The sequence below is a fragment of the Aliivibrio fischeri genome (genome assembly GCA_038993745.2).
GTDB classification, from domain to species: domain Bacteria; phylum Pseudomonadota; class Gammaproteobacteria; order Enterobacterales; family Vibrionaceae; genus Aliivibrio; species Aliivibrio fischeri_B.
In genome coordinates this window covers 1154675-1180442 of the sequence record CP160629.1, presented here as the reverse complement: position 1 = coordinate 1180442, position 25768 = coordinate 1154675, and the positions used below count along the sequence as shown (strand labels likewise).

The following is a 25768-nucleotide window of genomic DNA, read 5'->3' as shown; positions in this document are numbered from 1 at the left end:
TTAATACAGCACCATCGCCAGATAACCTAATACAAGAACAATCATTGATGTTAATGCATAAGGAACAGGGTAGCCGACTGCAGGCATATCGCTTTGGCATTCATCTTGAGCGCCTTTCATTGCAGGTGTGCTATTACGTCCACCAGCACAAGCACCAGCCAGAATTGCAGGGTTCATTTTTCTAACGTATAAACCATAAATCCACGCCAATAATGGAGGAAGTAAAGCAGCAACCAACCCTAACACTGCAATTTTAATCACAACAATACCTTGGAAAGACGCTAATATTTTAGGGCCCACAGTTGCTGCTAATACCGCAACAAATAGACTCAAACCGATATCTTGTAAGAAGCTACGAGCCCCTTCACTCATAGGTCCACCAAAAGCAGGATTACGAGTACGTAAAAACGAGAATATTATCCCTGTCAACATACAACCAGCAGATGTGCCTAAAGCAAATGGGATCCCCCCTAACGTAACGCTAAAGTGACCACAAACGTAACCAATCAATAAAGAAAGTGCCAAGTAAAAAGTCTCCGTTAGCGTGCTCTCTACAATTGGATTACTGTTCAGTTTCTTACCGGCTTGCTTAACGCACCAATCAGACCCTGCCACACGTATAACATCGCCTACTTCGACAATGGTTTGAGGTAAAATAGGAAGTTGATGCCCTTGTCTAAACAAAGCTTTCATATAAATACCAAAACCAACTTCTTTACTGATATCTTCTATCGTTTTACCTGTATATTCCGATTTACCTAGGTGAATATCCGCAACTTCAATATCAACATTACGTGCTCTTGGTTCATCTACCTCAATACCTACAGAGGATTCTCCTCCTTCAATCAAGACATGGTAATCACCACGAATACCAATAATATCGCCAAGTTGAAGTATTGGATTATCTGATGCTTCATAAACATCCTCACCGCGCACAACTTTAAGAATCGCAGCATGAGGGTAACGATGAAATAATGATTCAACATCTTGACCAACCAACTCTTGGTGATCAACACGATAGGCACGAATATCCAAAGGAAGCACACCTAAATTCGAGAAACCATTGGTACTTGGTAACGCCTCTGTATCCCCACCAGCACCAAATTCAGCCTCGGCGTCTTTACCTGCTTTTACTGGATCAATTCCAAACATAGCAGGCAGATACTTAATAAGTAAGATAATGAATACACTTGATAAAATGTAACTGATAGCATAGCCCGCAGCGATATTGGCACTGATCTGATCAAGTGTCATACCTGCAGGCGCTTTAACGGCTCCTGAATTAATCGCAGATTGAGCAACGCCCATAACAGCAGTTACTGTGTAACTTCCTGAAATTATCCCAGCCGCATAACCCGGAGCTAAATCCAATAATTTAGAACCAAAGAACACGATAATAAAGTTACTAAAAACAACAATTAACCCAATAACTACAAAGTCTAAACCGCCTCGAGCTAAACCAGAGAAAAATTGCGGCCCAACTTTCATACCAATTGCATACATAAACATCATCAAGAATATGTCCGAGACTAATCCCGGTGCATTAATATGTAATCCATAAATAGAAAAAGCAGGTAAAGCAATAGCCACACCAACCACTAAGGTGCCTGCTGTTGAGCCTAAATTAACCCCTTTTATTGTTACTTTACCTAATGGATAACCAATGGCGATGCTTAAGAAAAGAAACACAAACGGATTTTGTGCAATATAAGAAAAGAGAAAACCAAAGACACTAGATGCATCTTGAGTTGCTTGATTTTCTAATGATTCAGCCAAAGCCAAATGACTGAAGAAAGTAACACATAGTAAAGTAAATAACTGAACCCAACCTTTGGAGCGAACCCAAGTAAATGGACGACCTATTTGACCGATATTCATAATTATTTCCTATATTTTTAGGAAGAAGAGATCCTCTACAGAACAATAGAGGATCTAAAAAGCAAAATGTCTATATCACGACGAAAGGGATTAGCCGTGGTTAAATCCTGATGATTCCAACTCATCACTACCATGGGAAATAGGATGCTTTGCAAAAAACTCAACGCAATGTTTTAAGTCCGCAACCAATAAATCCGCTTGATCTCGACTGAATCCATGACGTACTAAAATACGCATGATGACTAAATCTTCACGTTTTGGTGGCATTGCATAAGCCGCAATTTGCCAACCACGAGAACGAATTCGATCCGATAGGTCAAACAAATTAAAACCAGGATCAACGCCTTCCTTCAATGACCAACTCATTGCTGGAATACCACCTTTACCATCATAGATAATTTCAAACATACCCAGTTTTTCAATTTCAGATGATAAATAAACAGCAGTGTCATAACACGCCTGGTGGATCTTACGATACCCTTCTTTTCCTAAACGTAGGAAATTGTAGTATTGCGCTACAATTTGGCCACCTGGGCGAGAGAAGTTCAATGCAAAGGTCGGCATATTGCCACCTAAATAGTTCACATTAAAAATCAAATCTTCATGCAAGGCTGATGCGTCACGCCAAATTACCCAACCCACACCTAGTGGGCTTAGGCCAAATTTATGACCTGATGCATTAATCGATTTAACTCGAGGAAGACGGAAGTCCCACTCTAAATCAGGGTCACAGAACGGAGCTAAGAAACCACCACTCGCCGCATCAATGTGCATTGGAATATCTAAACCCGTCTCTTCTTGTAACTTATCTAGCGCTTCATGTACCGCTTTCACAGGCTCATATTGACAAGTAAACGTCACCCCCAGTGTTGGAACAACACCAATGGTATTTTCATCACAACGTTTAATCACTTCTTCAGGCGTCATGATCAAGCGATCGCCTTCCATTGGGATCTCACGTAATTCAATATCCCAATAACGTGCAAATTTATGCCAACATACTTGAACGGGACCACAGATCATATTTGGCTTATCTGTTGGTTTGCCAAGTTTTTTCATTTTTTCTCGCCAAGCCCATTTTAATGCCATACCACCTAGCATAGCGGCTTCACTTGAACCTGTAGTTGAACAACCTAGTGTGTTTTCTGCGTCAGGAGAGTTCCATAAATCCGCTAGCATATGCACACAGCGAGATTCTAATTCAGCAGTTTGAGGATATTCATCTTTATCGATCATATTTTTATCGATACATTCATCCATTAATTTATGGACTTCATCTTCAACCCAAGTTTGGCAAAACGTTGCTAAGTTCTGTCGAGAATTACCATCCATCATGAGCTCATCATGAATGACTTGGTAGGCATGACGTGGGTCATGTTCTTGTTCAGGCATTTTATATTTTGGCATGGATAACGAAAGGTCAGCTGATGAATAAATATCATCAAGAAGATCATCTCTGACTGCGTTTTTGGAATGAAGAGGCATACGTTTTAGCTCCATTGAATTGAACATACAATAAGAATACAAACTGTCGAATTAACTAAATTCGGCCTTAATTAATGAGCAATTTACAATACTGTCAATTAGTTACTCATTAATATTTAGTTACATTTCTAGACCCTTTAATGAGCATTGTCAACGTTCTTTCGCAGCCTTTTTTAGAGCACAACTGTCTTTAAAATGATAATCAGTATCATAAATGCCACACCATTTCTGACAAACCAGACAGTTTACATTCAATGTAAAACGACAAATAATGTCTACTTTTGAGAGCGAATAATCTCGTCATCCACCCACTTTAATAATTGTTTAATTGCCTTAGATAAAATCTGATTTTGACGAACTATATAACCTAAACTTGTTGTCGGGAATTCGGGTAATGGCGTTACTTTTGTTTTGAGATCTCTCTTTGGATGAATAGAAAACTCAGGCACAATCGCTACCCCAAACCCAGCTTCAGCCCAATCTATTTGGGCATCGACACTACCCACTTCCATGATTCGATATTTGGGTAATTTCAATGAAGGTAATGCTAGGTCTAACAAGTCTCTTGTTCGGGTATCATGCCCTAACAAAATCAAAGTCGGTTCTTCATCCACAACAATTGTAGGATCCAAATACGCGTGTTGCCACTCTTCAAGGTGATTACCTAATGCACACCATTTTATTTGCTGCAACTCTGTAAAATGCAGAGGTTGGCTCTCTTTCTGGGCAATAACAAAGCCCAAATCAGCCTCTGCACTTTTTACTAACTCAGATGCCTGTGAAGAGGTGGTATTAAGCAATGAGAAATCAATTCCTGGAAATTCTTGCTTAAATAATTGAAATGGCCCTATCAATAATAAACGCGAGATAATATCGCTTGCTGCAATGGTTAACGTTCCTCGACTCAAATCATTAATCGCATTCAAATCCGCTTGGCATACTTGCAACTCCATTAACGTATTTTGGCTCGTCATTAATAAGCGATTGCCCGCTTCCGTTAAATGAAAAGGATTTCTCTCTATCAATTTCACGCGGGTTGCCGCTTCTAACTGTTTGATATGCAAACTAACATTGGGCTGTGTCATATGTAATGCTGCTGCTGTTTTACCAAAATGCTTTAACTCTGCCAATGTCACGAAGGTTTTCAGCCAGTGAAGATCTAACATGCTCATACTCTCTTTTTGAATATATTTCACTCAATATGATATATGGATTTCTTATCAAGTCGATAATTATAATTAATTTCTCATATTGCAAATCTGATATTAGGATAGTGTCTTAATCATTAAGGAGTTTGTGTTATGCCGTCTATTGTTGTTGTTGGTGCTAATTGGGGCGATGAAGGTAAAGGCCGCATCGTTGATTTTCTTGCTGCTGAAGCGGCTGCAAGTATTCGTTTTCAAGGTGGTAATAACGCCGGTCATACCGTTGTAAATGACTTTGGTACCTTTAAGCTACACCAACTTCCAAGCGGTATTTTTAACCCAAACTGTACAGCGGTTCTTGGCCCTGGCATGGTTATTAGCCCTGCAGCATTAAGTGAAGAAATTGCTGAAGTAAAAGCCGCTGGCATCGAAGTTAAAATGCACATTTCTGATCGTGCAACACTTTGCCTTCCAATCCATGCACTTGAAGATACATTAGAAGAATTACGTTTAGGTGATGGTGCTTACGGTTCTACTCGTCAAGGTATTGCTCCTGCATACGGCGACCGTGTTATGAAAAAAGGCATTCTTGTTGGTTGGCTAAAACAACCTGATGTACTTCTTGAGCGTATTAAATTCATGCTTGATTGGAAAATGCCACAGCTGAAAGCGCTTTATCCTACTTGTGACTTCAGCCAAACCGCTGAAGAAATGACAGAATGGTTATTAGAAGTGACTGCTCCTTGGCGTGAATTTATTTGTAATGTTACTGAACCACTAAAAGTAATGCAGAAAAACGACGCAAACTTATTGTTTGAAGCACAACTAGGTGCAGGCCGTGATTTAGTTTACGGTGAATACCCATGGACTACGTCTTCAAATGTTACGGCAGCTTATGCTGGAATCGGCAGTGGCTTACCTGCGTTACGTCCTGAACGTGTTATTGCTGTGGCGAAATCGTTTAGTTCTTCGGTTGGTACAGGTACATTAGTCACTGCAATGGAAGAGCAAGATAACTTCCGTGAAGCAGCTAACGAGTATGGTGCAGTAACAGGTCGTCCGCGTGATATGGGTTACTTTGATGCGGTAGCAACACGCAACGGTGTTGAACTGCAAGCAGCAACGGAAATCGCATTAACAAAAATCGACTGTTTAAGTGGTATGGCAGATCTTAGAATCTGTACTTCTTATGCTGGTGAGCACACTGAGAACCCTATTTGGCCTCAAACATCAGCATTAAGTCCTGTGTACGAAAAAATGGAAGCATGGGAAGAAGATATTACAGGTTGTCGTACTTTTGAAAGCCTACCAAAAGCGGCTCAAGCTTATGTATTACGTATTGAAGAGTTAATGGGAGTGCCAGTAAGCATGGTATCTGTTGGTCCTGAGCGTGAGCAAATTATCATCCGTTAATCTAATAAACTAATAAAGCCACACATACCTATTTTGGGAATTTTAGGTAGTGTGGCTTTTTATTATGATAGTACTTATTTGATTAACTATTTAGCTATAAAAAGCGTAAACAATAACAAAATGAAACACAAAGCCTACTAAGACTGGAACAGATGTTCGCTTTGCAACTTCAAATGGACTTAACTTGGCACCCGTTGCTGAAGCAATAACAACAGCAGAAACAGGAGACATTGCTCGACCTATTGCTGAGGCTTGTTGCATTGGCATTAGCATTGCCGCTGCGTTGGCTCCCATACTGGAAGCTATAGTAGGAATTAACTCAACAAACGCCAAGAATGGCGCATTCCCCGACCCCATGATTACCGCAGCCATTAACGTCACTACAGCAAAAACAAACGTCATCGCTACACTTGGTAAACCCACTGATTTAGCCATCATGATTAGGTTTGTAATCGCTCCTGTCGCTTGAATTCCATAAGCAAAAACACCAGCAGCAACTAATAATACAACCACACTGCTAAATGCACTCCCCATTCCTTTTGAGAACACATTGAAACCATCAAAAACCGTTTTTAAACTTCTTTTCGTTATGCATTCACACAACATAGCAACAAACATTGAAACAAATACAATCGTCGTCACATCCATATTGATCGTTGAAATGACCAATTTAGAAAACACAACAGCCATAATAATAGGAAGTAAAGGTAAAATGACATAATAACTAGGTGCTAACACTTCCTCTTTTTGTGTCTGCTCAATTGATGCTTGTTCGAATTGTTCAGGATGCTTTTTATCAACCTGTGTCTGCCAAATAACATGCATAATACCGATAACCACCATTGTTGCTACCGATGTTGGAGCTTGATAATGAGAAACATAACTCATCAAGTCCATACCTAAAGCTTCACTTGCACGTATTGCATCAACCCCTGTTGGCGTAAAACTTACCGCTAATGAACTAGCAATAACCGCCGCGGCGCTACCACGAGAAATCCCCAATCCCAACATCACAGGATAAAGTGTTCCCATCAATAACACGCCAAGACCGGTAGCTGAAGGAATTGCCAGTTGTAAGATACTTGCCATACAGTAAGCAAAGAACAACATAATGTTTTTATTTTGAATACGACTTAGTGGCTTAGTGGCTAAACGAACGACAACATCGTTAGCTCCAATATGACTCATATAATCAGCAAAACCGACCAGAGCCATAATCATTAACCCCAGCGCTCCCGCTCGATACCCCATTAAAAATTGTATGTATTTAAAGGGCTCAAATCCTGAAAAATTAGTCGATGTAACCGAAGCAGGCAACATTGGCCCCCAGCCAAAAAGCCCAGTTGCGAAAATCAATACCATCCCTGACATTAATAAAGTAGGTTCAGCTTTATACCCCTTTAAAATCATCCTTGCCGCAATTACAACAACGATAAGAACAAGTAATAACGAAGCCATGACTACACCTCTTCATGTTTCGTTAAGTTAATAATGATTGTTTTCACGACATTACTTGCAGCAATTAAAGATGGGACAGGAAGGTATTCAAATATTGAGTGGAAGTTATGTGCGCCGGTAAAAATGTTAGGACATGGCAAACCTTTTTCAGACAAAACCGCACCATCATAGCCGCCGCGCATCGGTATAACTTTAGGTTCAATGCCATTTTCCTTATATGCTTCCAATGCAAGATCAACTGGCAGCATGGAGCCTTTTAAGAAGTTATGAACGTTACTGTAACGATCACTTAATTCAAGAGTTGCACGGTTATTGTTTTCTTCATTGAACATTCGAACTTGTTCAGCAATAAAGGCTTTACGATACATATATCCTGATTCAGTGAAATCTCTGATATCCATATTAAGCACTGTTTTGGCAGAATTTCCCGCCAACTTCTTCATCCAGTAATAGCCTTCTCTTCCTTCTGTATGCTCAGGAGTTTCTTTCTCAGGAAAACGGGACATAAATGAATTAGCCAGTAACAAAGAGTTAATCAAATTACCTTTAGAGTTCATAGGGTGTGCAGACTGCCCCGTAAACGTAACAACCGCATTACCTGCATTCCAGTTTTCACATACAAACTCACCAATGCCACAGCAATCCAAAGTGTACGCAAAATCAGCACCAAAACCGTCAACATCAAAAGCATTCGCCCCTAAAAGACCTTGTTCTTCATCAGGAACAAAACCAACCTTAACCGTTCCATGTTCAACATCTGGGTTGTCTTTAAAAAACTGTAACGCATTTAAGATAGCGGCAATGGCTGCTTTATCATCTGCGCCTAATAATGATTGACCGTCACTTACAATGATGTCTTGACCAATATAATTAGTTAGTTCTGGATATTCAGCTAAAGACAAAACAGACCCTGTTGCGAGAGGAATATCGCCACCTTTATAATGAACCACTACGGCATGGGTGTCTTCTGTACGTTCAGAGCTGGTATCAAGGTGCCCAAAGAAAGCAACGGTTGGTAATTTTTTTTCGGTATTAGATGGCAGAGTTGCCGTAAGAATAGCGGTATCACGAAGAAGAATATCTGTACAACCTAGCGCTTCTAATTCTTTTTTAACCAAACAAGCCAATTCATATTGCCCTTCACTTGAAGGCATAATGCCTGCGGCCCCATTAGCTTGGTTTGTTGTCGTATTAATCTTTGTGTAACCTAAGAAACGTTCTACTACATTCATTGCTTTAATCCAAAACGATTGATAAAACAACGATATTACAAACTCTCCATCTTATTTAAGTGACTACTCTCTCAATAACCACAATATAAAAATGGTTATTTATATTGCAAAAATAAAAAACACCTTCCAAAACCATCTGGAAGGTGTTTATCTTTATTTAACTAATTAATCTACATCATTAATTACTTCAATATTCGGGAAGTTCGCTTCTACACATTTAGTATAATCGCGGAACTTAAATGCCGAATGAGGTGTTTGATAACCTACTAATTGACATGCGTAAGCTTTACCATCTGGCGTTTCACTTGACCATCCCCAATCTTGCTCCCAGTAAATATTAACCGCTCCAGCGCCTGCAGCATCAAACTGCTTCATGCCTTTACAACCAAGTATTTCGGTATCTTCAATTGGCACACCTAGGTAATTTGCCATTTCTTTGTAATATTTAATACGATTTAACGATTGTGCGACTTCAACACTGCCACCACACTCAACACCACCATTAATGATCTGAGTGGTTACACCAAACCCAGGAACTAAGCCATTATTTAAATCTGCTTGGTTTGGTTGCCATGTTCCATCAATAACATGCAACATGCTTGGCTTTGGTGGTTGTGGATAAACAAAGAAAAAGACCGCTGAAGACAGGTTTAACCACGTATCTGCCACCATTTCAGGGTTATCTAACAGAGTTCGAACGGTACCAAACATCGCATCAGAAAACGGTCCGTAGTTGTAGTTATAACTTAACTGCTTCGCTCCACGGCCAAAGTATGATTTAAATTCGCCGTTATCAAACGTACCACATGGCCATGTTTGCCCCTGCCATACGTCAGGATTACATTCACCGTTATAGCCACCACGCATTTCTTCAGTCCAGCCCATCTCACGAACATGAACTAAACCTTGACGCCACTCAGGCACTTCCCAATGAGCAGTATGTCCACCGGTCTCTTGAGTAAAATGAGCAAACATAGTTGCTAGTGACTTTTTACAGATAGCATCAGAGTCACGTCCATCTTCATAAGTACCACAGAAAGCTGGGAATTTACCCGTTGCCTGCAAGAAATGACGGTATGTATATTCAGGAGCACGCTTAGGGAATAAGAAATTCCATGTACTTTCAGAAACAATTTGCTCAATACGTTTTACGTTCTCAGGGTTTGATTCTGCACCAGGAATAATGCGTTCAACAGATTCATTATCTAATGTGGCAATGGATGCTTTTACATCATTCATTACATCAAAATTTGTTAATTCCGCTTCTTTAGCATCCAATGCAGATTGATTTACTTTATAGTCTCCGCCCGTTGGAGGAACTTCAGGATCAACTGGTGGAATTTCTGGGTCTACTGGTGGAACAAGATCATCTTCAGTAATTTTTTCCCAAGCGTCTACCCATGCAGTACCTGTTCCTGGAGCATAGGCCCAAGCGGCTCCTGAACACCAAGTAGCTGTAACGCCTGTTTTACAACGGTATAATTGATTTTCGTTTTGAACAACATCACCACCTTTGTATTTTTCACCCTCTTTATATTGAGGATAATCTCCTTCAGGTAATTCAACCTCAGGCTCTTCAGGATCAACAACGGGTGGCGGAGGCGTTACACCATCTCCTTCTGAGATAAGCTCCCAAGGTGTATCCCATGGATTTGCAGCAACATCAGCAGGACTTTGACCCGGATTTGCCCACCATTTAGCTTCATATATATCCCCATTAAATGATACTTGGCTACCAGCTTGATAGCTTTGCTCTTGGTTATATATTTCAGCAGCATTTACATAAGCAGAGGTCGCAAGCATAACTGCAATGCACAGACTATTTAGTTTCATAAAATTCCCTTATTTACTTATTATTAGATTTAGCCGGTAACCGACTGATCAGAATATAACAGGGAAATTTATTTTATTATCATAAATAAGACGACATAAAATAACGATTCGTGACCTTACTTCAGTTATTTTTATTATTTAAATGATATTGACCATTGCATGACAGTATTTTCTATTTTTTAGCTAAATGTCGAATTTTTAATAAATTCTAATAAAATTAAACGTAATTGAAATAATTTCACGATACAATTTCGAATTATTTTTGTGCTAAGGAAAAGCAATGAATACCATTCGTTTTGGAGAACAGCTGATCACCCCAACTAAGTTGCTGTGTATCGGTCGCAATTATATTGATCATATTAGTGAACTTAATAATTCGATTCCTGATCAAATGGTGGTATTTAATAAACCCAATTCCTGCATCACTTCTACTTTAAGTTCATTCCATCAAGAACGCTTACATTATGAAGCTGAAATTTGTTTCCTAATTAAAGATGAACAATTAAATGCAGTGGCCATTGGGCTCGATTTAACCAAACGTGACTTACAAGCTGAACTTAAAAGTAAAGGATTACCTTGGGAACGAGCAAAAGCATTTAATGGTTCTGCTATCTTCAGCCGTTTTATCCCTATTGATAACCTTAATATCGATGCACTCCAAATCGAATTATTTATTAATAGTATGCGAGTTCAATGTGGCAGCGTAAGCCAAATGATTTATTCTCCTGAAACGATTTTAAATGACTTAAAAAGTTATACCCAATTATGTGATGGTGATGTCGTTATGACAGGCACCCCACAAGGTGTAGGCGAAATACACATGGGGGATATCTTTCTTGCTCGATTAAAATTAGATGGAAAAACACTAATAGAAACGGAATGGGTTGCAAGGTAACGTCTTTAATTAAATACAATTAACAATCAATAGCACAACCATATATTAACAATATTATTTATAATATTTAATATGCTGATTTTTTATTCTATTTTGAATCTTTAAGAATGGAAATCTGGATTACTCTACTATAAAATCCGCCCTCTTATTTATAATTCAAAATAAAATAATGATTGATATTACTATTCTTCCAGTTTATTTGACTGCTGTTATTGCCCTCTTATTACTTCCAGGTCCAGATATGCTACTTATTGCAAGTTCAAGCATGAGCTATGGACGAAAAGTAGGATTATTTGCAAGCTTAGGGAATGCAACGTCAGGTATTATTTTGACGTTATTAGCAGCTCTTGTGTATCAGCTCTTATCGCAATGAGCCCTCTTGCATTAAAAGCATTACACCTTCTTGGTGGTATGTACTTACTAAAAATGGGATGGGATTGCATCCGAGCAGAAGCAGATGAAGCACCTGAATTAACTGATGGTTCTAAAATGGCGACTACCTTTTATCAACGAGCATTAGTAAGTAATCTATTAAACCCAAAAGCACTTGTTTTCTTTGTAATGTTTTTACCTCAATTTGTTTCAACAAACATTACAGCAACGTCTGGAGAGCAGATGCTCGCTCTTGGCCTATTACTAAATGTGCTTGGTTTACTGTTTAATTTACTGCTTGTTGCATTGGTTGGCACTCTTGGTAAATCATTACTTAATAACGTTAAGTTTAGAACGTACCAACATAAATTTATGGGCGGAATATTCATCATTCTAGCCGTATGGATGTTAAGTTCTTTTGTAACCGCATAAAAAAACGGCGAGGTTCTATCCTCGCCGTTTTTATTTCATCTCACGTTAAAATGTTAAGCTTTTTTGATGCTCAGCGATAAGATTATCCATCGCGGCTTGAGCTTGCACTTGTTTGTCAAAATAATCCTCACCTTCAGAGATATCTGCCACTACTTCGTAATAACACTTCAACTTAGGCTCTGTTCCTGATGGACGAACGATAATTCGAGCTCCATTCTCAAGATGATAAATAAGTACATCACTCGCAGGTAAATCGATCGATTCTGTTGCCCCATTAGGTAAGTAACGTAATGATGCTTTTAAATCTTCGACAACATCTATCTTCACACCTGCAATGTGTGTGGGTTGATTTGCACGCAAGTGTTCACCTATTGCTGGAGAGCTAGGGTCAAGAGCAATACTGCGTTGTGCATTAATATGAATGCCATGCTGACGATAAATGCTTTCTAATTGATCCCATACACACTTACCTTTCGTCGCCAATTCCGCCGTTAATTGTGCAAAGACAACTAAAGCAGATAAACCATCTTTGTCCCAAACTTGACTCCCAATGGTATAACCAAGTGCTTCTTCGTAAGCGAATAAAAATTGTTTTTCATTCGTCTCTTTTTGCATAGCGACATTCGTTAACCATTTAAAACCCGTTAATGTTTGGAAGTATTCAGCTCCCATCGACTCTGCAATTTTTTTAAGTAACGTTGATGACACAATCGTATTACCAACCAGTTTCCCGCTTGCTTCTGTATGCGTTAGTAAATAATGTCCAAATAAAGTACCTACTTGGTCACCAGTCAGCATTTTATATCCACCATCAGGTTTTCTTGCAGCAAGTGCAAATCGGTCTGCATCAGGGTCATTGGCACAAGCAATATCAGCATTAGCAGAAGCGGCTAATGCTTCCACCATGTCCATTGCGCCAGCCTCTTCAGGATTAGGGAAGTTTACTGTTGGAAAATTACCATCAGGCTCTCTTTGCTCTGCCACACTAAATACATAGTTAAAGCCTGCATCACGTAATAACGTTTCGGCCATATCAGCACCCACGCCATGCATTGCGGTATAAGCAATAGTTATACTTGATGGATCAGTATGATTAGAAAGCAATTTATTGCTGTTCATTGTATTTCGATATGTTTGGTAGTAATCATCTTCTAACCAAACTAGTAGCTCTTTTTCTTCGGCTTCATCTAACGGCATCATTACAATCGATTTTGTTGCTGCAATATCGATAGTTTGCGCAATACCAGAATCATGTGGTGGAATAATCTGCGCCCCATTTTCCCAGTACACTTTAAAGCCATTGTATTCTGGTGGGTTATGACTTGCTGTAACAACCACAGCACCAGCCGCATTGAAATGTTTAATACCAAAAGCAACGATCGGTGTTGCTGCTACTTTTGATGTTAAAAATACCTTAATACCAAGCGCTGTTAAAACACTCGCGGTATCATGTGCAAACTGCTTTGAATCATTTCTTCCATCGTAACCAACAACCACACCACGTTGCTTAGCATCTTTCACTTGGTCAATAAGGTAATGTCCCAACCCAGTAGCGGTTTCTTGAATCACTAAACGATTCATTCTATTTGGTCCTGCGCCGACTTTACCTCGTAGACCAGCCGTACCAAATTGTAAACGTGAATGAAAACGCTCTTCTAGTTCTTGTGTATTATGACTATCAACCAAACACTGAAGCTCTTCACGAGTTTTAGGATCAGGATCTCGCATAAGCCACTCTGTTACTTTTTGCATCATAATATCAACCTCTTAAGCATTATCTTTCCATTGATTCTAAATGATAAACATTATCAATTACTAGAACGCAATCGCTAAACTCTCATAAAAACCAGTACTGAACAAATTATAGCGTTTATACGTATCTTTATATTAAGTTTAATTAAAAACCTTTTTTATCCCATTCTGCCTTGAGAATTCTTAAGACTAAATGGTAGAGTGGAAACAGTGAAATTAAATATAACCTGTTTATTTGTAAGGATATTATATGAAAATCGCAATGTTCAGCACCAAATCTTATGATGAAACATCTTTCAATAGTATCAATCAAAACTATCAGTTTGAATGTCAGTTTTTCAATTTTCAGTTAACTGAAAGCACGGCTCCTATTGCCAATGGAGCTGATGTTGTCTGTGCATTTGTGAATGACGACTTGTCAGCACCAGTACTAGAAATACTAGCGAAGCAAGGAACAAAACTTATCGCTATGCGATGCGCTGGTTTTGATCGTGTTGATCTTGAGGCTGCTAAGAAATTAGGAATGCAAGTAGTTCGTGTTCCTGCCTATTCTCCAGAGGCTATTGCTGAGCATGCCGTTGGTATGATGATGTGTTTAAACCGTCGCTTCCACAAGGCGTATCAACGTACTCGTGATGCTAACTTCTCTCTAGAAGGCCTTACTGGATTTAACTTTTTCGGTAAAACCGTTGGGGTGATTGGCTCAGGTAAAATTGGCCTAGCAACCATGCGTATTCTAAAAGGATTGGGAATGAATATATTGTGCTTTGACCCATACCCAAGCCAAGTCGCCATAGATATGGGTGTGAAATACACAACTCTTGACGAAATATTTTCTCAATCAGATGTGATCACTCTGCACTGTCCATTAACACCTGAGAATACCCATCTTCTAGATACAGATTCATTTTCTAAAATGAAAGATGGAGTAATGATCATTAACACAAGCCGTGGTGGATTGCTTAATTCAGCTAGTGCAATTGAGGCATTAAAAGCTGGGCAAATTGGCTCACTTGGTTTAGATGTTTACGATCACGAAAAAGAGCTTTTCTTCCAAGACAAATCAAATGACATTATTAAAGATGATGTTTTCCGTCGCTTATCTGCTTGCCACAACGTACTATTCACAGGGCATCAAGCATTTCTAACTGAAGAAGCGCTAGACAATATTGCTTCAACAACACTAGGAAATATTGATGCTTTCTTAAAAGGCGAAGCATCGGGTAATGAACTCATTACCAATTAACTGACTTAAGCATCTCCTACTCACTGTAGTGAGATGCTTAGCTAACTGACCTATCGTAATCTATCTAGCACGACTTGTTGATCTAAATGTTCTTGATAATCCGTATATTCCAACCCTTTATCAAAAATGTATTCAGTGATAAGTCTTGTAGCGAGTGCTAGTAATTCACTCGCATTCCACGGTTTTTCAATATAACTTTCAATACGTGCTCGATTAATCGCAGTAATAGTATCTTGATGAGTCGCTTGCCCAGTTAATAATACTTTTTTGGTTCTCAAAAAACGGTAGTCATGAGATACATCCGTTAATAACTCAACACCATTTTTACCCGGCATAATATGGTCAGAAATCACAAGAGCGATATAGCCGCCTTCACTATCTAATTCATCCAATAGATCTAATGCTTCATCCGCAGACTCGCACTCTTCAATATTCACCCAAGTTTTAAGTGGTGCCAAATCTTGTAAAACGGCACTCAGAACTTCTCTTTGGTCGTCCACACAAATCAGATTAAGTTTTTCCATGACTGTCCTCGACAGGTAGTTTAATTCTAAAAATGGTTTTCTCTTGGTTACTTTTCACCGCTATCGAACCACCATACCCACTGATAATTCGTTTAACTATAGCCAAACCAAGCCCTAAGCCAAACGAAAGCCCACCTTTTTTAGTGGTAAAGTTTGGTCTGAAAATTTTTCTTCTTGTCGCTTCATCAATCTCAGGGCCATTATTAGCAATCGTAACCAAAACAAATCGATTCGATACCCGAGTTGATATTTCAATTTCCGGTTCCTGTGTATGCTTCATGGCATCACTGGCATTCTTAATTATGTTTGCCCAAATTTGGACGAGCTCAGTAGCCGATGCTCTTACCATAGGCATTGCTGCAGGACTTAAATGAACCGATACTCGTCGTAAATCACTTTGCAATAACACAAGAGCTTTATTTATGCTGTCGTTAACGTCTAAGACTTCATCGGTATCAATATCAGTGCGTCCTAGTTGCTTAACGGAACGAACAATCCCAACCGAGTGCCTTGCAGCAAGACGCATATCGTGAAGGTCTCGTCCTATATTCCAATACCGCACCGCTTGCTCTGGGCTTTTTAACCAATACTTTGAAAGTTCTCCTTCAGGAACCGCACGAGCGAGTTCTCTTGCAGTATCTCTTTCAATACCATAAGTCACTTCCAATTCACGTCCGCGTTTTCTCACCTCCGCTGAACTGATGTTTTGTCCAAACATTAAACCTTGGTCAACAAAACTGCTCGCTTCGGGATGAATCTCTTCGAGTAGTTCTAAAATAATACTTTGAAGTCTTTCGGTTTTACTACTCAATACCCCAACAGCATTATTCAACTCATGAGCAATACCTGCGGCAAGTTGCCCTAACGTTGTCATTTGCTCTGCGGTATATAACTTTTGTAACGCTTTCTCTTTTTCTATAGATTCATGCATTGCTCGTCGCTGGCGACGTGAAAGCTCATTAACAATAATTGGAGTAAATTGCGCTGTTAAAGGACCATATCTATCCAAATCAATGGCCGTTGTTTTAGAGTCAATCCACCCTAATTCAGTTTCTGTTTTAGTAATAACCGTCGACGACGCAATTAAGGTTTCAGAGAAAAAACTGTGAACGCCAATGAATGCCCCTTCTCCTGCACTGAATACTTTGACTTGCGCTTCGCTATGTTCTTCTTGATAAAACCCTTCAAGTTCACCAGAGCAGACATAATACAAACGATCATTATCTTCTCCTTGCTCAAGTAGTGTTTCACCAGCAGGAAGCGTCACCCGACGCTCAGGTTGAGAAAAATACGCTCCAATTAATCGCTGTAATTTTTCTTGATTCATAAACTATCCAATATGACCTACTGAATGAAGAACCCACACCATAACAAAACTTAATAAAACCCCGACAATCCCTAAAATAACACCGGTTTTCGCCATTTGACTGCTTTCTACATTTCCTGTTGCGTGAGCTAACGCATTAGGTGGTGTACTGATAGGTAAAGACATACCTAAAGATGCAGCAAAAGTCACAATTAAGATTAGCGTAAGTTCGCCACCGAGCGGAGTTAACGAGCTCATTGAAGTACCAAGAGCTGCCATAATTGGCATTAATAAGTTTGCTGTTGCAGTGTGCGACATAAAGTTTGCCATTAATAAACACAAGAACGCAGCACCAAATAGCACAACATAAGGAGAATAAGAGTCAAAAGGAATACTATGAACAACCAGTTTCGCTAACCCCGTTTTATCTAATGCAAGCCCTAGAGCGATACCACCAGAAACTAGCCATAACACATCCCATGAGATCTTCTTAAGATCTTCTTTGTTTATGATCCCTGTAATAGAAAATATGGCTACAGGAATTAAAGCAACTGTATACGAATTCATGCCATGGCTTGATCCCATCAACCATAACAAAATCGTCCCTGCAAACGTGATATAAACCGTAATGGCTTTCGGCGTTTTTAAGAATTTGCCTTTAATATTTAAGTTCATGGATGTTTGTTTAGCAGGATACAAATAGTTAATTAAAAACCATGCTAACGCCATCATCACAATAACAAATGGCACACCAAAGACCATCCATTCACCAAACGTAATTAAATTATCACCTACTAAATATTTAAGTGCGATTGCATTAGGAGGAGTACCAATTGGTGTACCAATACCACCAATGTTCGCTGCAATAGGAATACACAAGGCAAAAGCAACACGACCTGGATCTTTAGGACCAAATACAGCAATAACAGGTGTTAAGATAGATAGCATCATCGCCGTTGTCGCCGTATTTGACATGAACATTGAGAAAATACCAGTGATCAGCATTAAGCCTAACATTACGAATTTAGGATCACTGCCAAACGGCTTTAGTAATACACGTGCTAAGTTAACGTCTAAACGGTATTTCGTTGCCGCCATTGCGAGAAAGAAACCACCTAAAAACAGCATAATGATTGGGCTTGCAAACGTCGCCATGATGTCGCTGTAATTCAACAACTCACCAAATTGAGGTGAATCTTGGTTCATCTTAAATAAGAAAAAACCTTTATTTGATACCATTAATAATTCTAAAACGATGATCACAACCGAAGTGGCATAAATTGGGATCGGTTCAAATACCCAACATAGCGCTGCTAATAAAAATATAGCAATAACACGCTGTTGGATTATGGTCATGCCTTCAAATGGAAAGGCTGACAAAGGCATCAATAAAATGATGAGAGGAATAATTGTTGGGATTAAATACTTCATGTATTGACGCATAACGTTTCCGACTTCCATAGAACAATAAATGTTGAATTCCATCGATTATCTACTTTTACTGCTATTCGGTATAACGTGTTAGATCAAAGATTATTTTGAAATAATTAAAAATATGACTATTTGTGACAAATATTACGTAAAAAAAGAGCCGCATTTCTGCAGCTCTTTCATTTGATATTTTATTATTGATTATTTTTCAGCTTTTGGCTTCTTACGCTTATCGGTAATAGCCCACTTTCCATCAATATATAAACCAGTCCAACCTGTTGGCTTGCCATCCACTTCTGAACGAACATAGTTCTCTTTTGTTTTACGACTAAAACGAACTACCGCAGGTTTACCATCAGGGTCATGTGTTGGCGCTTCTGTTAAGTATAAGAACTTAGGCGACAAACGATCCTTAAATCGAACTAACTCTTCCACTAATGGTGCACGTGTTTCACGTGATTTAGGGAAAGTGCTCGCAGCTAAGAATAGACCTGACGCACCATCACGCAATACAAAATAAGCATCTGATTTTTCACATACTAATTCTGGTAGATGTACAGGATCTTCTTTTGGTGGAGCAACTTCACCATTCTTTAAGATCTTACGAGTGTTTTTACATGTTTCACTCGTACAGTCCATGTATTTGCCAAAGCGACCGTTTTTCAGTTCCATATCAGAACCACACTTGTCACATTCAACAACAGGACCATCGTATCCTTTAAGTTGGAATTCACCCTTTTCAACCACATAACCTTCACAGTTCGGGTTATTACCACAAACGTGAATCTTACGCTCTTGGTCAATTAGATAAGGATCCATCGCCGTTTCACACTTAGGACAACGTTTCTTCGCACGTAATGCTGCAGTTTCTACGTCTTCTTCAAGAACATTTACAATGCCCTCTTCACTTCCTAAGTTAATGGTTGTTTTACAACGCTCTTTTGGTGGCAATGCATAACCTGAACAGCCAAGGAAAACACCTGTAGATGCAGTACGGATACCCATATTGCGACCACATGTTGGACATTTAATGTCTGTCTCAACGATGTTATTTGGAGACATACCGCCTTCAGATTCATCTAGTTCTGCTTTTGCAATGTCTGCAGTAAAATCTTGGAAGAATGTATTAAGCACATCTTTCCAATCTTTTTCGCCTTCTGCAATTCTATCTAGATTGCCTTCCATGCGAGCAGTAAAGTCGTAATCCATTAAATCATCAAATGATTGATTTAGACGATCAGTTACGATTTCACCCATTTTTTCAGCGTAGAAACGACGGTTATCAATGCGAACATAACCACGATCTTGAATCGTTGAAATAATTGATGCGTAAGTCGATGGACGACCAATGCCTTTTTTCTCTAGTTCTTTAACTAATGCCGCTTCTGTGAAACGAGCTGGTGGCTTAGTAAAGTGCTGCTTAGGATCCAGTTTTTCTAATTTTAGCTTATCGCCAAGTTGCACAGCAGGAAGCAGTTGATCTTCATTTTTACCCATTGGGCGCTGTACACGAGTCCAACCATCAAACTTCAGGATACGTCCTTTAGCTTTTAGTGTGAATTCGTCGGCTTTTACGCTCAATGTTGTTGAATCATATTGCGCAGGTGTCATTTGACATGCTACGAATTGATTCCAAATTAAGTTATACAGTTTATGCGCATCAGCTTCCATACCTTGTAGGTCGTCTGCTTTTACTTCTACGCTTGAAGGACGAATCGCTTCGTGGGCTTCTTGAGCACCTTCTTTGCTACCATAAACAATAGGAGCTGCTGGTAAATAGCTATCGCCATACTCAGAACCAATAAACTCACGTAACGCCTCTACAGCTTCTTTACTTAAGTTAGTTGAGTCAGTACGCATATAAGTGATGTAACCGCCCTCATAGAGGCGCTGAGCTAACATCATCGTCTTTTTAACACCATAACCTAGACGTGTACTTGCCGCCTGTTGCAGTGTTGATGTAATAAATGGTGCAGATGGCTTACTTTTCGTTGGGCGATCTTCACGTTTACACACTTCGTATTCTGCATTTTGAAGAATGCTTACAGCCGCTTCTGTATCTGCTTGATTAAGCGGTTTGAATGCTGAACCGTTACGTTGTGCTACTTGCAGACGGAAGTTTTCTTTATCTGCTGTTAACGTGTCTGCGTGAATATCCCAAAACTCTTCGGGAATAAAGGCATTGATTTCACGCTCACGCTCTACCAATACTTTCACTGCTACCGATTGCACACGGCCAGCAGATAAACCACGAGCCACTTTCTTCCACAATAATGGAGATGCCATAAAGCCAACAACACGGTCTAAGAAACGACGAGCTTGTTGTGCATTTACGCCAGGCATGCTTAGTTCACCCGGGGTTTCGAATGCCTGTTGAATCGCATTTTTCGTGATTTCGTTAAAAACCACACGTTTGAAGCGTGAATCATCACCACCGATGATCTCGCGAAGGTGCCACGCAATAGCTTCCCCTTCACGGTCCAAATCGGTTGCGAGATAAACGGTATCTGCGCTTTCTGCTAATTTTTGTAATTCTGCTACTACTTTTTCTTTACCCGGAAGGATTTGGTAGTTAGCTGCCCAATCATTGTATGGGTCAATACCCATTTTATTAATTAGGTTCTTTTTATCTCTTTCTTTTTTAATTCGTGCTTTTTCTTCAACACTTAACCCTTTGGTCGACGCTGCTGCCTTTTTACCAGTGCTTGTCGAACCCATAGGCAAATCACGTACGTGACCTACACTGGATTTTACGATGAAGTCTTTGCCAAGGTATTTATTGATGGTTTTCGCTTTGGCTGGTGACTCCACGATAACTAGAGATTTACCCATAATGTCTCACTAACGTCCTCGTGTTGAAATTTACTTAGCTGCCGATTTTCGTTTAATCCACAGCTAAAATCTAATGTTTATCTATATATTACTATTGAGGGTGTATGGCATCACGTCAACCACTTTTTTTACAAACAGTGCTGAATGGTCGCGCTTTGGACAGTTGTTAATCAAATGTGATTATTCAACTAGCAAATCCATAACAGTGCGCATCTATTAGCATTTACTGAGTTTAAGCTCAAAAGCTTAGTTTAATATCTTGCACCTGCTCACAATAAAATGCCTTTTTGTGACTCTACTTATCTTTCAATGACTTTGGTAAGAAAAAGTGAATACAAGTAAGCTATTATTTTGAATTGATATGCCACATTCGTTGTGATTTTAAATTTTTGAGCTTAGAATCCCTCTTTTATATAGCAAAAAATGAGTGACTTATGAGCGATAAAAAATCCATTTCTGAGGCTGATTTACTGTTAATTGCCAATCAAATCATTCAAGATCACGAAAACTACCTTGAGGGTATGCGTGCAACCAGCGTTGAAGAGAAAGATGAAGTTCTTGTGTTTAAAGGAGAATACTTCTTATCAGACCAAGGGCTTCCTACTGAAAAAACAACCGCTGTTTTCAATATGTTTAAATACCTTGCGCACCATTTATCAAAAGAGTTTACGGTTAAATAACTGCGACTTATTTTGGTATAATGTCATCAATAAAAAAGGCTGAATTTCAGCCTATTTTATTACCTTACAAATCAAATTGTTACATCTTAACCAATCAATTATCAACCGAAAACGTAATCTACTATTACATACCTGCTGCCTCTATTCGGTCATAATGTAGACAATGAGATATATTCCACTGCTTAGCTAAACAATCTGGCGCTAAATGAACATATGCCATTGTTTGCAATACTATCCGTAGCCCAAAATTTTCTTTAAAGTCAAAATATTCCTTGCATTCATATTAAAGTGACTTACAAACGTATGTCTCAATACATGCACTGCCTGCACTTTAGGGTGTTCAAAATCAATACTCTTTAAAACTTGATAGAATTCTTTATAACACTGCTTAAATAATGCCTGGGATAATATGGCCAGATGTAGAAACCTTCCTGGCATGGCTTGATGAAATGCTTGTTGAATTTTGGCGAGTACTAAAGCCCTCTGGCAGCTTATATCTATTTTGTGGCTCAAAGCTAGCGGCAGATACTGAGTTGCTTATTCGTGCGCGATTTAACGTATTTAATCACATTGTTTGGGCAAAGCCTTCAGGGGTGTGGAAACGTGCGCACAAGCCGCACTTACGGGCGTTCTTTCCTGCGACAGAGCGTATTATCTTTGCAGGGCATTATGACTCTGAAGGATACGCGAAAGGATGTAGCCAGTACGCCACTAAATGCAACGAACTAAAGAAAACCACCTTTAAGCCATTGATGGATTATTTCAAAAAAGCGAAGAACGCACTTAATATCTCAGCAAAAGAAATCAATGAGGCCACTAGCACACAAATGTGCTCGCACTGGTTTTCATCGAGTCAATGGAAACTGCCCACAGAGAAACAATACCAACAACTGCAAACCTTGTTCGTATCAAAAAGTGGCCAACTCCCCAAATCACACTCTGACCTTACGACTGAGTACCAAGCATTACACAGTGAATACGGAAAACTGATCAAGGAATACGATGAACTAAAAGCGGAATATGAAAATCTCAGAAGACCTTTTCATGTCACAGCCGAAGTGCCTTATACCGACGTATGGACATTTGCATCGGTTCAGTATTATCCAGGCAAACACCCTTGTGAAAAACCTGCAGATTTGCTCGAGCATATTATTACAAGCAGTAGTCGTGAAAATGCAGTGGTACTTGATGCATTTATGGGTTCAGGCTCAACAGGGAAAGCGTGCTTAGCACTCAATAGAAAGTTTGTGGGAATTGAGATGGAAGAAGAAATGTATACAAAAATAATTAATACATTTAAAGGTTAATATAAAATGAAGAACACTCGGCAAACTGAGATTGCCGAGTGTAGTAAATCGTGTTGATACATTTGTTATATTTATTCGAAAGCATACCCTCCTTGGCAATACCAATTACTTTCTGCCAAAGCTTGATACAGTGCTGTTAGCCATGAGTTTATATGATTATTAGCTTCTGCTGATGCTTTCCCTATTAAATAATTTTTAACGGCATCAACACCAGCTGCTGAAATATATTCAGTCAATAAATATTTTAACGAGCTTAATTCATCAGCGACTTCAACAGCAAAGCGACTTGATAGATTGTAATCTGTAAAATGACACTGTACTCTTGATTTAAAAATTGGATCCCATTCTTCTGGCGGGCGCACAAAGAATCTTACTGACAATGGTATCGTTTCTATTACTTCGGCAAATATCCACTGTTCTGTAATATAATGTTGATGATCATAATATGGGTGCAATGGTTGCTCGCCTGCACAAGTTGCCAATGCTGCTCCCTTTCCTGTATTACAGTCCTTACAAGATGGAACTAAATTTATAGGTAATACTGAATAAAACGGATATTTTGACTTAGGCAAATAATGATCTAATGTTGAAACATGACCTAAACCACAAAATGGACACCTTCCATTTGGTGCCAAATTCATTAGCTCATCATATATTCTTCGGGCAGGTTTAGTTGCAGCGACCATATGCTGACTATAGATACTTTTTAATTCTTTTTTTGTAACTTCACCAACTATTATACTATTGTTATCCGAGTAATTTGGTGGCACTAGATATAAATTTGATACACGGGCTTTTTGCTCATATTCTAGTGCACAATCCTCAATGATATTTGATATATCATTAAGACGCACTCGTGTATTATTATCTGAGATACTGTTGACGCATAATTGATATACATCTCTAACGGCATGTATTGGTTTTTCAACTACTCTCATTCAAGACTCCCTCTTTGAGCGTCTCTATTGGCAATTAAAGCTCTTAATACAGCTTTTCCTTCAAAGCCAAGTTGATGGTTATATTCAGATAAAATCAAATCATAGTCTTTTCCCTCATTAACCGAACTTGATAATAAATCATGAAATCCTGACTTAGAAACTTCAAGCCCAAACACCTCCCTTGTTAACACACCAACATTTTCACCAAATGTCTCATTTGGGGGCGCTCTGACGTAGCAGATAATCTTGTTCTATAGATTTTCCATACACAATTTTTAGGTACTTCTTGCAAAATAACTGGGGAATGTGTGGCAATTATTGCGACACCATTTCTATTAATCAATAAATTTGATAATGAGCGAGTAAACGCCGATAACAGAGGAGGGTGCAAATGACTCTCTGGTTCATCCATTATCACCAACGTCTTTTCTTCTACTTTTTCAATAAGCTTTGTTACTGTTAATAATACAATCGCATGACCAGAGCTCATACGCGAAAATACCCTTTCTGCTATCATCGGCAACTCTGCAGGATTAAGATTATCTGCTAACCTCTTCAAATCCATTTCAGCAAAATTTATATCTGATTCGAGATAATTAATTGCATTTAGCCAACGCTCTTTCTTTTTTTGCAAACTAAGGCATATAACAAAGCTCTTAATGAAGTCGCGGCACAACATATTAAGATCTTTATGCTTACTTTTTCTTATGTCACCTTCAATATATACTTCTTTGAGACCTATATAGGAATAGCAAATACCAGAAGTTGTATCACTTCTTTCTAAAGGAGGTGTAAAAGGGTCAAAAGCGCTAAATGAGACAGAAACTACATTTGTGAAATAGTGATTTGTTATATCTACTTCAATTGGTGATGAAATATTAGTAAAACGACCAACATTTGGATTACTAGAATCACCATCAATTAATGATGAAATCATGCCATTTAACAATGTTGTTTTTCCGATGCCATTACGCCCTATTAACACATGGATATTTGAGGATGGCTTTGAGTTAGCGGTAACATTAAACTCTAATGACATCCCCGCATTGGTATCATTTTGTTCAGTCCTATACTTGAAATTGTAATTTGATAGTAATACACCACCATCTATGACTCGCTTAAATTGATCGTTTATTGATCCAACTCTAATACTTCTCAACAAGGAAATATTAAAAACAGACTGCCCCTCAGCTCTATCAAAGTACTCTTGGCTAAAAACCACATCACATAAAGCATGCATTAGGTTTTCTTTTATTTGTGTGGGTAGCTCACTAACATTCTTATAATATTCTGCATCTTGACCTAATGAAAAGAACCTTGAGTCTAACGAATTAAAACTATTTAATAGCTCTGACTCTGTCCATGATGGAGATCTTTGTTCTGTATAACCAATTTTTAAATCACCTATATCATAACAAACACCATCGGGGCCAAAAATAGTGAGATGAAATAAGGTTTTATAACTATAATCATCCCAGTTATTCTGTCTAAGATAAGCAACATTTACACCACTAGAAGGAGCTGCATATCCTAACGGCAATTTATTAAAAACTATTGTCATTTTAAACCTTATTAATGACTAAAGGGGAAAGTTCTTTCTTGTTTAGAA

Annotated in this window: 19 protein-coding genes and 1 pseudogene; 6 read left to right on the top strand and 14 right to left on the bottom strand. The window is 38.9% G+C overall.

The window, feature by feature from the left end:
- The 3 genes from AAFX60_005740 to AAFX60_005730 all read right to left on the bottom strand — a co-directional run bounded on the left by AAFX60_005740 (position 1) and on the right by AAFX60_005730 (position 4529).
- The gene (locus AAFX60_005740; protein ID XDF78631.1) at positions 1–1878 is read right to left on the bottom strand and encodes a transporter; all 1878 of its coding nucleotides are present in this window, start codon (positions 1876–1878) and stop codon (positions 1–3) included.
- Positions 1879–1968: 90 nt separating this feature from the next.
- On the bottom strand, positions 1969–3363 hold the full coding sequence (locus AAFX60_005735) for a glutamate decarboxylase (protein ID XDF78630.1): 1395 nt from the start codon (positions 3361–3363) through the stop codon (positions 1969–1971).
- Positions 3364–3638: 275 nt separating this feature from the next.
- Positions 3639–4529: a LysR family transcriptional regulator gene (locus AAFX60_005730; protein ID XDF78893.1), complete on the bottom strand. Its 891-nt coding sequence runs from the start codon at positions 4527–4529 to the stop codon at positions 3639–3641.
- A 135-nt stretch (positions 4530–4664) separates the two neighbouring features.
- Here AAFX60_005730 and AAFX60_005725 point away from each other — a divergent pair, with 135 nt between their 5' ends.
- Entirely contained in the window at positions 4665–5921 is a 1257-nt protein-coding gene (locus AAFX60_005725) for an adenylosuccinate synthetase (protein XDF78629.1), read from the top strand.
- A gap of 90 nt (positions 5922–6011) precedes the next feature.
- Here AAFX60_005725 and dcuC read toward each other — a convergent pair whose 3' ends face one another.
- From dcuC to AAFX60_005710, 3 genes are all read right to left on the bottom strand, one after another.
- Positions 6012–7379, bottom strand: a complete 1368-nt coding sequence (gene dcuC, locus AAFX60_005720) for a C4-dicarboxylate transporter DcuC (GenBank protein XDF78628.1) — start codon at positions 7377–7379, stop codon at positions 6012–6014.
- Positions 7380–7381: 2 nt separating this feature from the next.
- The gene (gene pepT, locus AAFX60_005715) at positions 7382–8611 is read right to left on the bottom strand and encodes a peptidase T (protein ID XDF78627.1); all 1230 of its coding nucleotides are present in this window, start codon (positions 8609–8611) and stop codon (positions 7382–7384) included.
- 165 nt (positions 8612–8776) lie between these two features.
- Positions 8777–10444, bottom strand: a complete 1668-nt coding sequence (locus AAFX60_005710; GenBank protein XDF78626.1) for a glycoside hydrolase family 19 protein — start codon at positions 10442–10444, stop codon at positions 8777–8779.
- Between the two features lie 280 nt (positions 10445–10724).
- On the opposite strand from AAFX60_005710, the gene AAFX60_005705 reads away from it, so the two are divergent.
- Together AAFX60_005705 and AAFX60_005700 are read left to right on the top strand one after the other, a co-directional pair.
- Entirely contained in the window at positions 10725–11339 is a 615-nt protein-coding gene (locus AAFX60_005705; GenBank protein ID XDF78625.1) for a fumarylacetoacetate hydrolase family protein, read from the top strand.
- A 169-nt stretch (positions 11340–11508) separates the two neighbouring features.
- Positions 11509–12143 (top strand): annotated as a pseudogene (locus AAFX60_005700) (LysE family translocator).
- Positions 12144–12188: 45 nt separating this feature from the next.
- Here AAFX60_005700 and AAFX60_005695 read toward each other — a convergent pair.
- The gene (locus AAFX60_005695; protein ID XDF78624.1) at positions 12189–13898 is read right to left on the bottom strand and encodes a phospho-sugar mutase; all 1710 of its coding nucleotides are present in this window, start codon (positions 13896–13898) and stop codon (positions 12189–12191) included.
- Positions 13899–14145: 247 nt separating this feature from the next.
- Here AAFX60_005695 and AAFX60_005690 point away from each other — a divergent pair, with 247 nt between their 5' ends.
- Entirely contained in the window at positions 14146–15141 is a 996-nt protein-coding gene (locus AAFX60_005690) for a 2-hydroxyacid dehydrogenase (protein XDF78623.1), read from the top strand.
- Positions 15142–15191: 50 nt separating this feature from the next.
- On the opposite strand, the gene AAFX60_005685 is transcribed toward AAFX60_005690, so the two are convergent.
- The 4 genes from AAFX60_005685 to topA all read right to left on the bottom strand — a co-directional run bounded on the left by AAFX60_005685 (position 15192) and on the right by topA (position 21234).
- Positions 15192–15665, bottom strand: a complete 474-nt coding sequence (locus AAFX60_005685; protein XDF78622.1) for a response regulator — start codon at positions 15663–15665, stop codon at positions 15192–15194.
- Positions 15652–16992, bottom strand: a complete 1341-nt coding sequence (locus AAFX60_005680; protein XDF78621.1) for an ATP-binding protein — start codon at positions 16990–16992, stop codon at positions 15652–15654. The genes AAFX60_005685 and AAFX60_005680 overlap by 14 nt, the downstream gene beginning before the upstream one ends.
- 3 nt (positions 16993–16995) lie before the next feature.
- On the bottom strand, positions 16996–18414 hold the full coding sequence (locus AAFX60_005675; protein XDF78892.1) for an SLC13 family permease: 1419 nt from the start codon (positions 18412–18414) through the stop codon (positions 16996–16998).
- A 189-nt stretch (positions 18415–18603) separates the two neighbouring features.
- Complete coding sequence (gene topA / locus AAFX60_005670) at positions 18604–21234, bottom strand: type I DNA topoisomerase (protein XDF78620.1); 2631 nt, start codon at positions 21232–21234, stop codon at positions 18604–18606.
- A 434-nt stretch (positions 21235–21668) separates the two neighbouring features.
- Here topA and AAFX60_005665 point away from each other — a divergent pair, with 434 nt between their 5' ends.
- Both AAFX60_005665 and AAFX60_005660 read left to right on the top strand, forming a co-directional pair.
- Positions 21669–21914 carry a YciN family protein gene (locus AAFX60_005665; protein ID XDF78619.1) on the top strand — a complete coding sequence of 82 codons (246 nt, stop codon included), beginning with the start codon at positions 21669–21671 and terminating at the stop codon, positions 21912–21914.
- A 449-nt stretch (positions 21915–22363) separates the two neighbouring features.
- Entirely contained in the window at positions 22364–23221 is an 858-nt protein-coding gene (locus AAFX60_005660; protein XDF78618.1) for a site-specific DNA-methyltransferase, read from the top strand.
- Between the two features lie 71 nt (positions 23222–23292).
- Here AAFX60_005660 and AAFX60_005655 read toward each other — a convergent pair whose 3' ends face one another.
- From AAFX60_005655 to AAFX60_005645, 3 genes are read right to left on the bottom strand one after another with little or no spacing between them, the layout of a single operon-like run.
- Complete coding sequence (locus AAFX60_005655) at positions 23293–24159, bottom strand: hypothetical protein (GenBank protein ID XDF78617.1); 867 nt, start codon at positions 24157–24159, stop codon at positions 23293–23295.
- Entirely contained in the window at positions 24156–24335 is a 180-nt protein-coding gene (locus tag AAFX60_005650) for a hypothetical protein (protein ID XDF78616.1), read from the bottom strand. Before AAFX60_005650 ends, AAFX60_005655 begins: the two co-directional genes overlap by 4 nt.
- Before the next feature lie 8 nt (positions 24336–24343).
- Positions 24344–25720, bottom strand: a complete 1377-nt coding sequence (locus AAFX60_005645; protein XDF78615.1) for an AAA family ATPase — start codon at positions 25718–25720, stop codon at positions 24344–24346.
- Positions 25721–25768 lie beyond the last annotated feature (48 nt).

What these genes read in the sequence shown, in the direction of transcription:
- AAFX60_005740 (XDF78631.1), bottom strand. Translation starts at nt 1,878, where the DNA reads ATGAATATCGGTCAAATAGGTCGTCCATTTACTTGGGTTCGCTCCAAA.
- AAFX60_005735 (XDF78630.1), bottom strand. Translation starts at nt 3,363, where the DNA reads ATGCCTCTTCATTCCAAAAACGCAGTCAGAGATGATCTTCTTGATGAT.
- AAFX60_005730 (XDF78893.1), bottom strand. Translation starts at nt 4,529, where the DNA reads ATGTTAGATCTTCACTGGCTGAAAACCTTCGTGACATTGGCAGAGTTA.
- AAFX60_005725 (XDF78629.1), top strand. Translation starts at nt 4,665, where the DNA reads ATGCCGTCTATTGTTGTTGTTGGTGCTAATTGGGGCGATGAAGGTAAA.
- dcuC (XDF78628.1), bottom strand. Translation starts at nt 7,379, where the DNA reads ATGGCTTCGTTATTACTTGTTCTTATCGTTGTTGTAATTGCGGCAAGG.
- pepT (XDF78627.1), bottom strand. Translation starts at nt 8,611, where the DNA reads ATGAATGTAGTAGAACGTTTCTTAGGTTACACAAAGATTAATACGACA.
- AAFX60_005710 (XDF78626.1), bottom strand. Translation starts at nt 10,444, where the DNA reads ATGAAACTAAATAGTCTGTGCATTGCAGTTATGCTTGCGACCTCTGCT.
- AAFX60_005705 (XDF78625.1), top strand. Translation starts at nt 10,725, where the DNA reads ATGAATACCATTCGTTTTGGAGAACAGCTGATCACCCCAACTAAGTTG.
- AAFX60_005695 (XDF78624.1), bottom strand. Translation starts at nt 13,898, where the DNA reads ATGATGCAAAAAGTAACAGAGTGGCTTATGCGAGATCCTGATCCTAAA.
- AAFX60_005690 (XDF78623.1), top strand. Translation starts at nt 14,146, where the DNA reads ATGAAAATCGCAATGTTCAGCACCAAATCTTATGATGAAACATCTTTC.
- AAFX60_005685 (XDF78622.1), bottom strand. Translation starts at nt 15,665, where the DNA reads ATGGAAAAACTTAATCTGATTTGTGTGGACGACCAAAGAGAAGTTCTG.
- AAFX60_005680 (XDF78621.1), bottom strand. Translation starts at nt 16,992, where the DNA reads ATGAATCAAGAAAAATTACAGCGATTAATTGGAGCGTATTTTTCTCAA.
- AAFX60_005675 (XDF78892.1), bottom strand. Translation starts at nt 18,414, where the DNA reads ATGCGTCAATACATGAAGTATTTAATCCCAACAATTATTCCTCTCATC.
- topA (XDF78620.1), bottom strand. Translation starts at nt 21,234, where the DNA reads ATGGGTAAATCTCTAGTTATCGTGGAGTCACCAGCCAAAGCGAAAACC.
- AAFX60_005665 (XDF78619.1), top strand. Translation starts at nt 21,669, where the DNA reads ATGAGCGATAAAAAATCCATTTCTGAGGCTGATTTACTGTTAATTGCC.
- AAFX60_005660 (XDF78618.1), top strand. Translation starts at nt 22,364, where the DNA reads ATGCTTGTTGAATTTTGGCGAGTACTAAAGCCCTCTGGCAGCTTATAT.
- AAFX60_005655 (XDF78617.1), bottom strand. Translation starts at nt 24,159, where the DNA reads ATGAGAGTAGTTGAAAAACCAATACATGCCGTTAGAGATGTATATCAA.
- AAFX60_005645 (XDF78615.1), bottom strand. Translation starts at nt 25,720, where the DNA reads ATGACAATAGTTTTTAATAAATTGCCGTTAGGATATGCAGCTCCTTCT.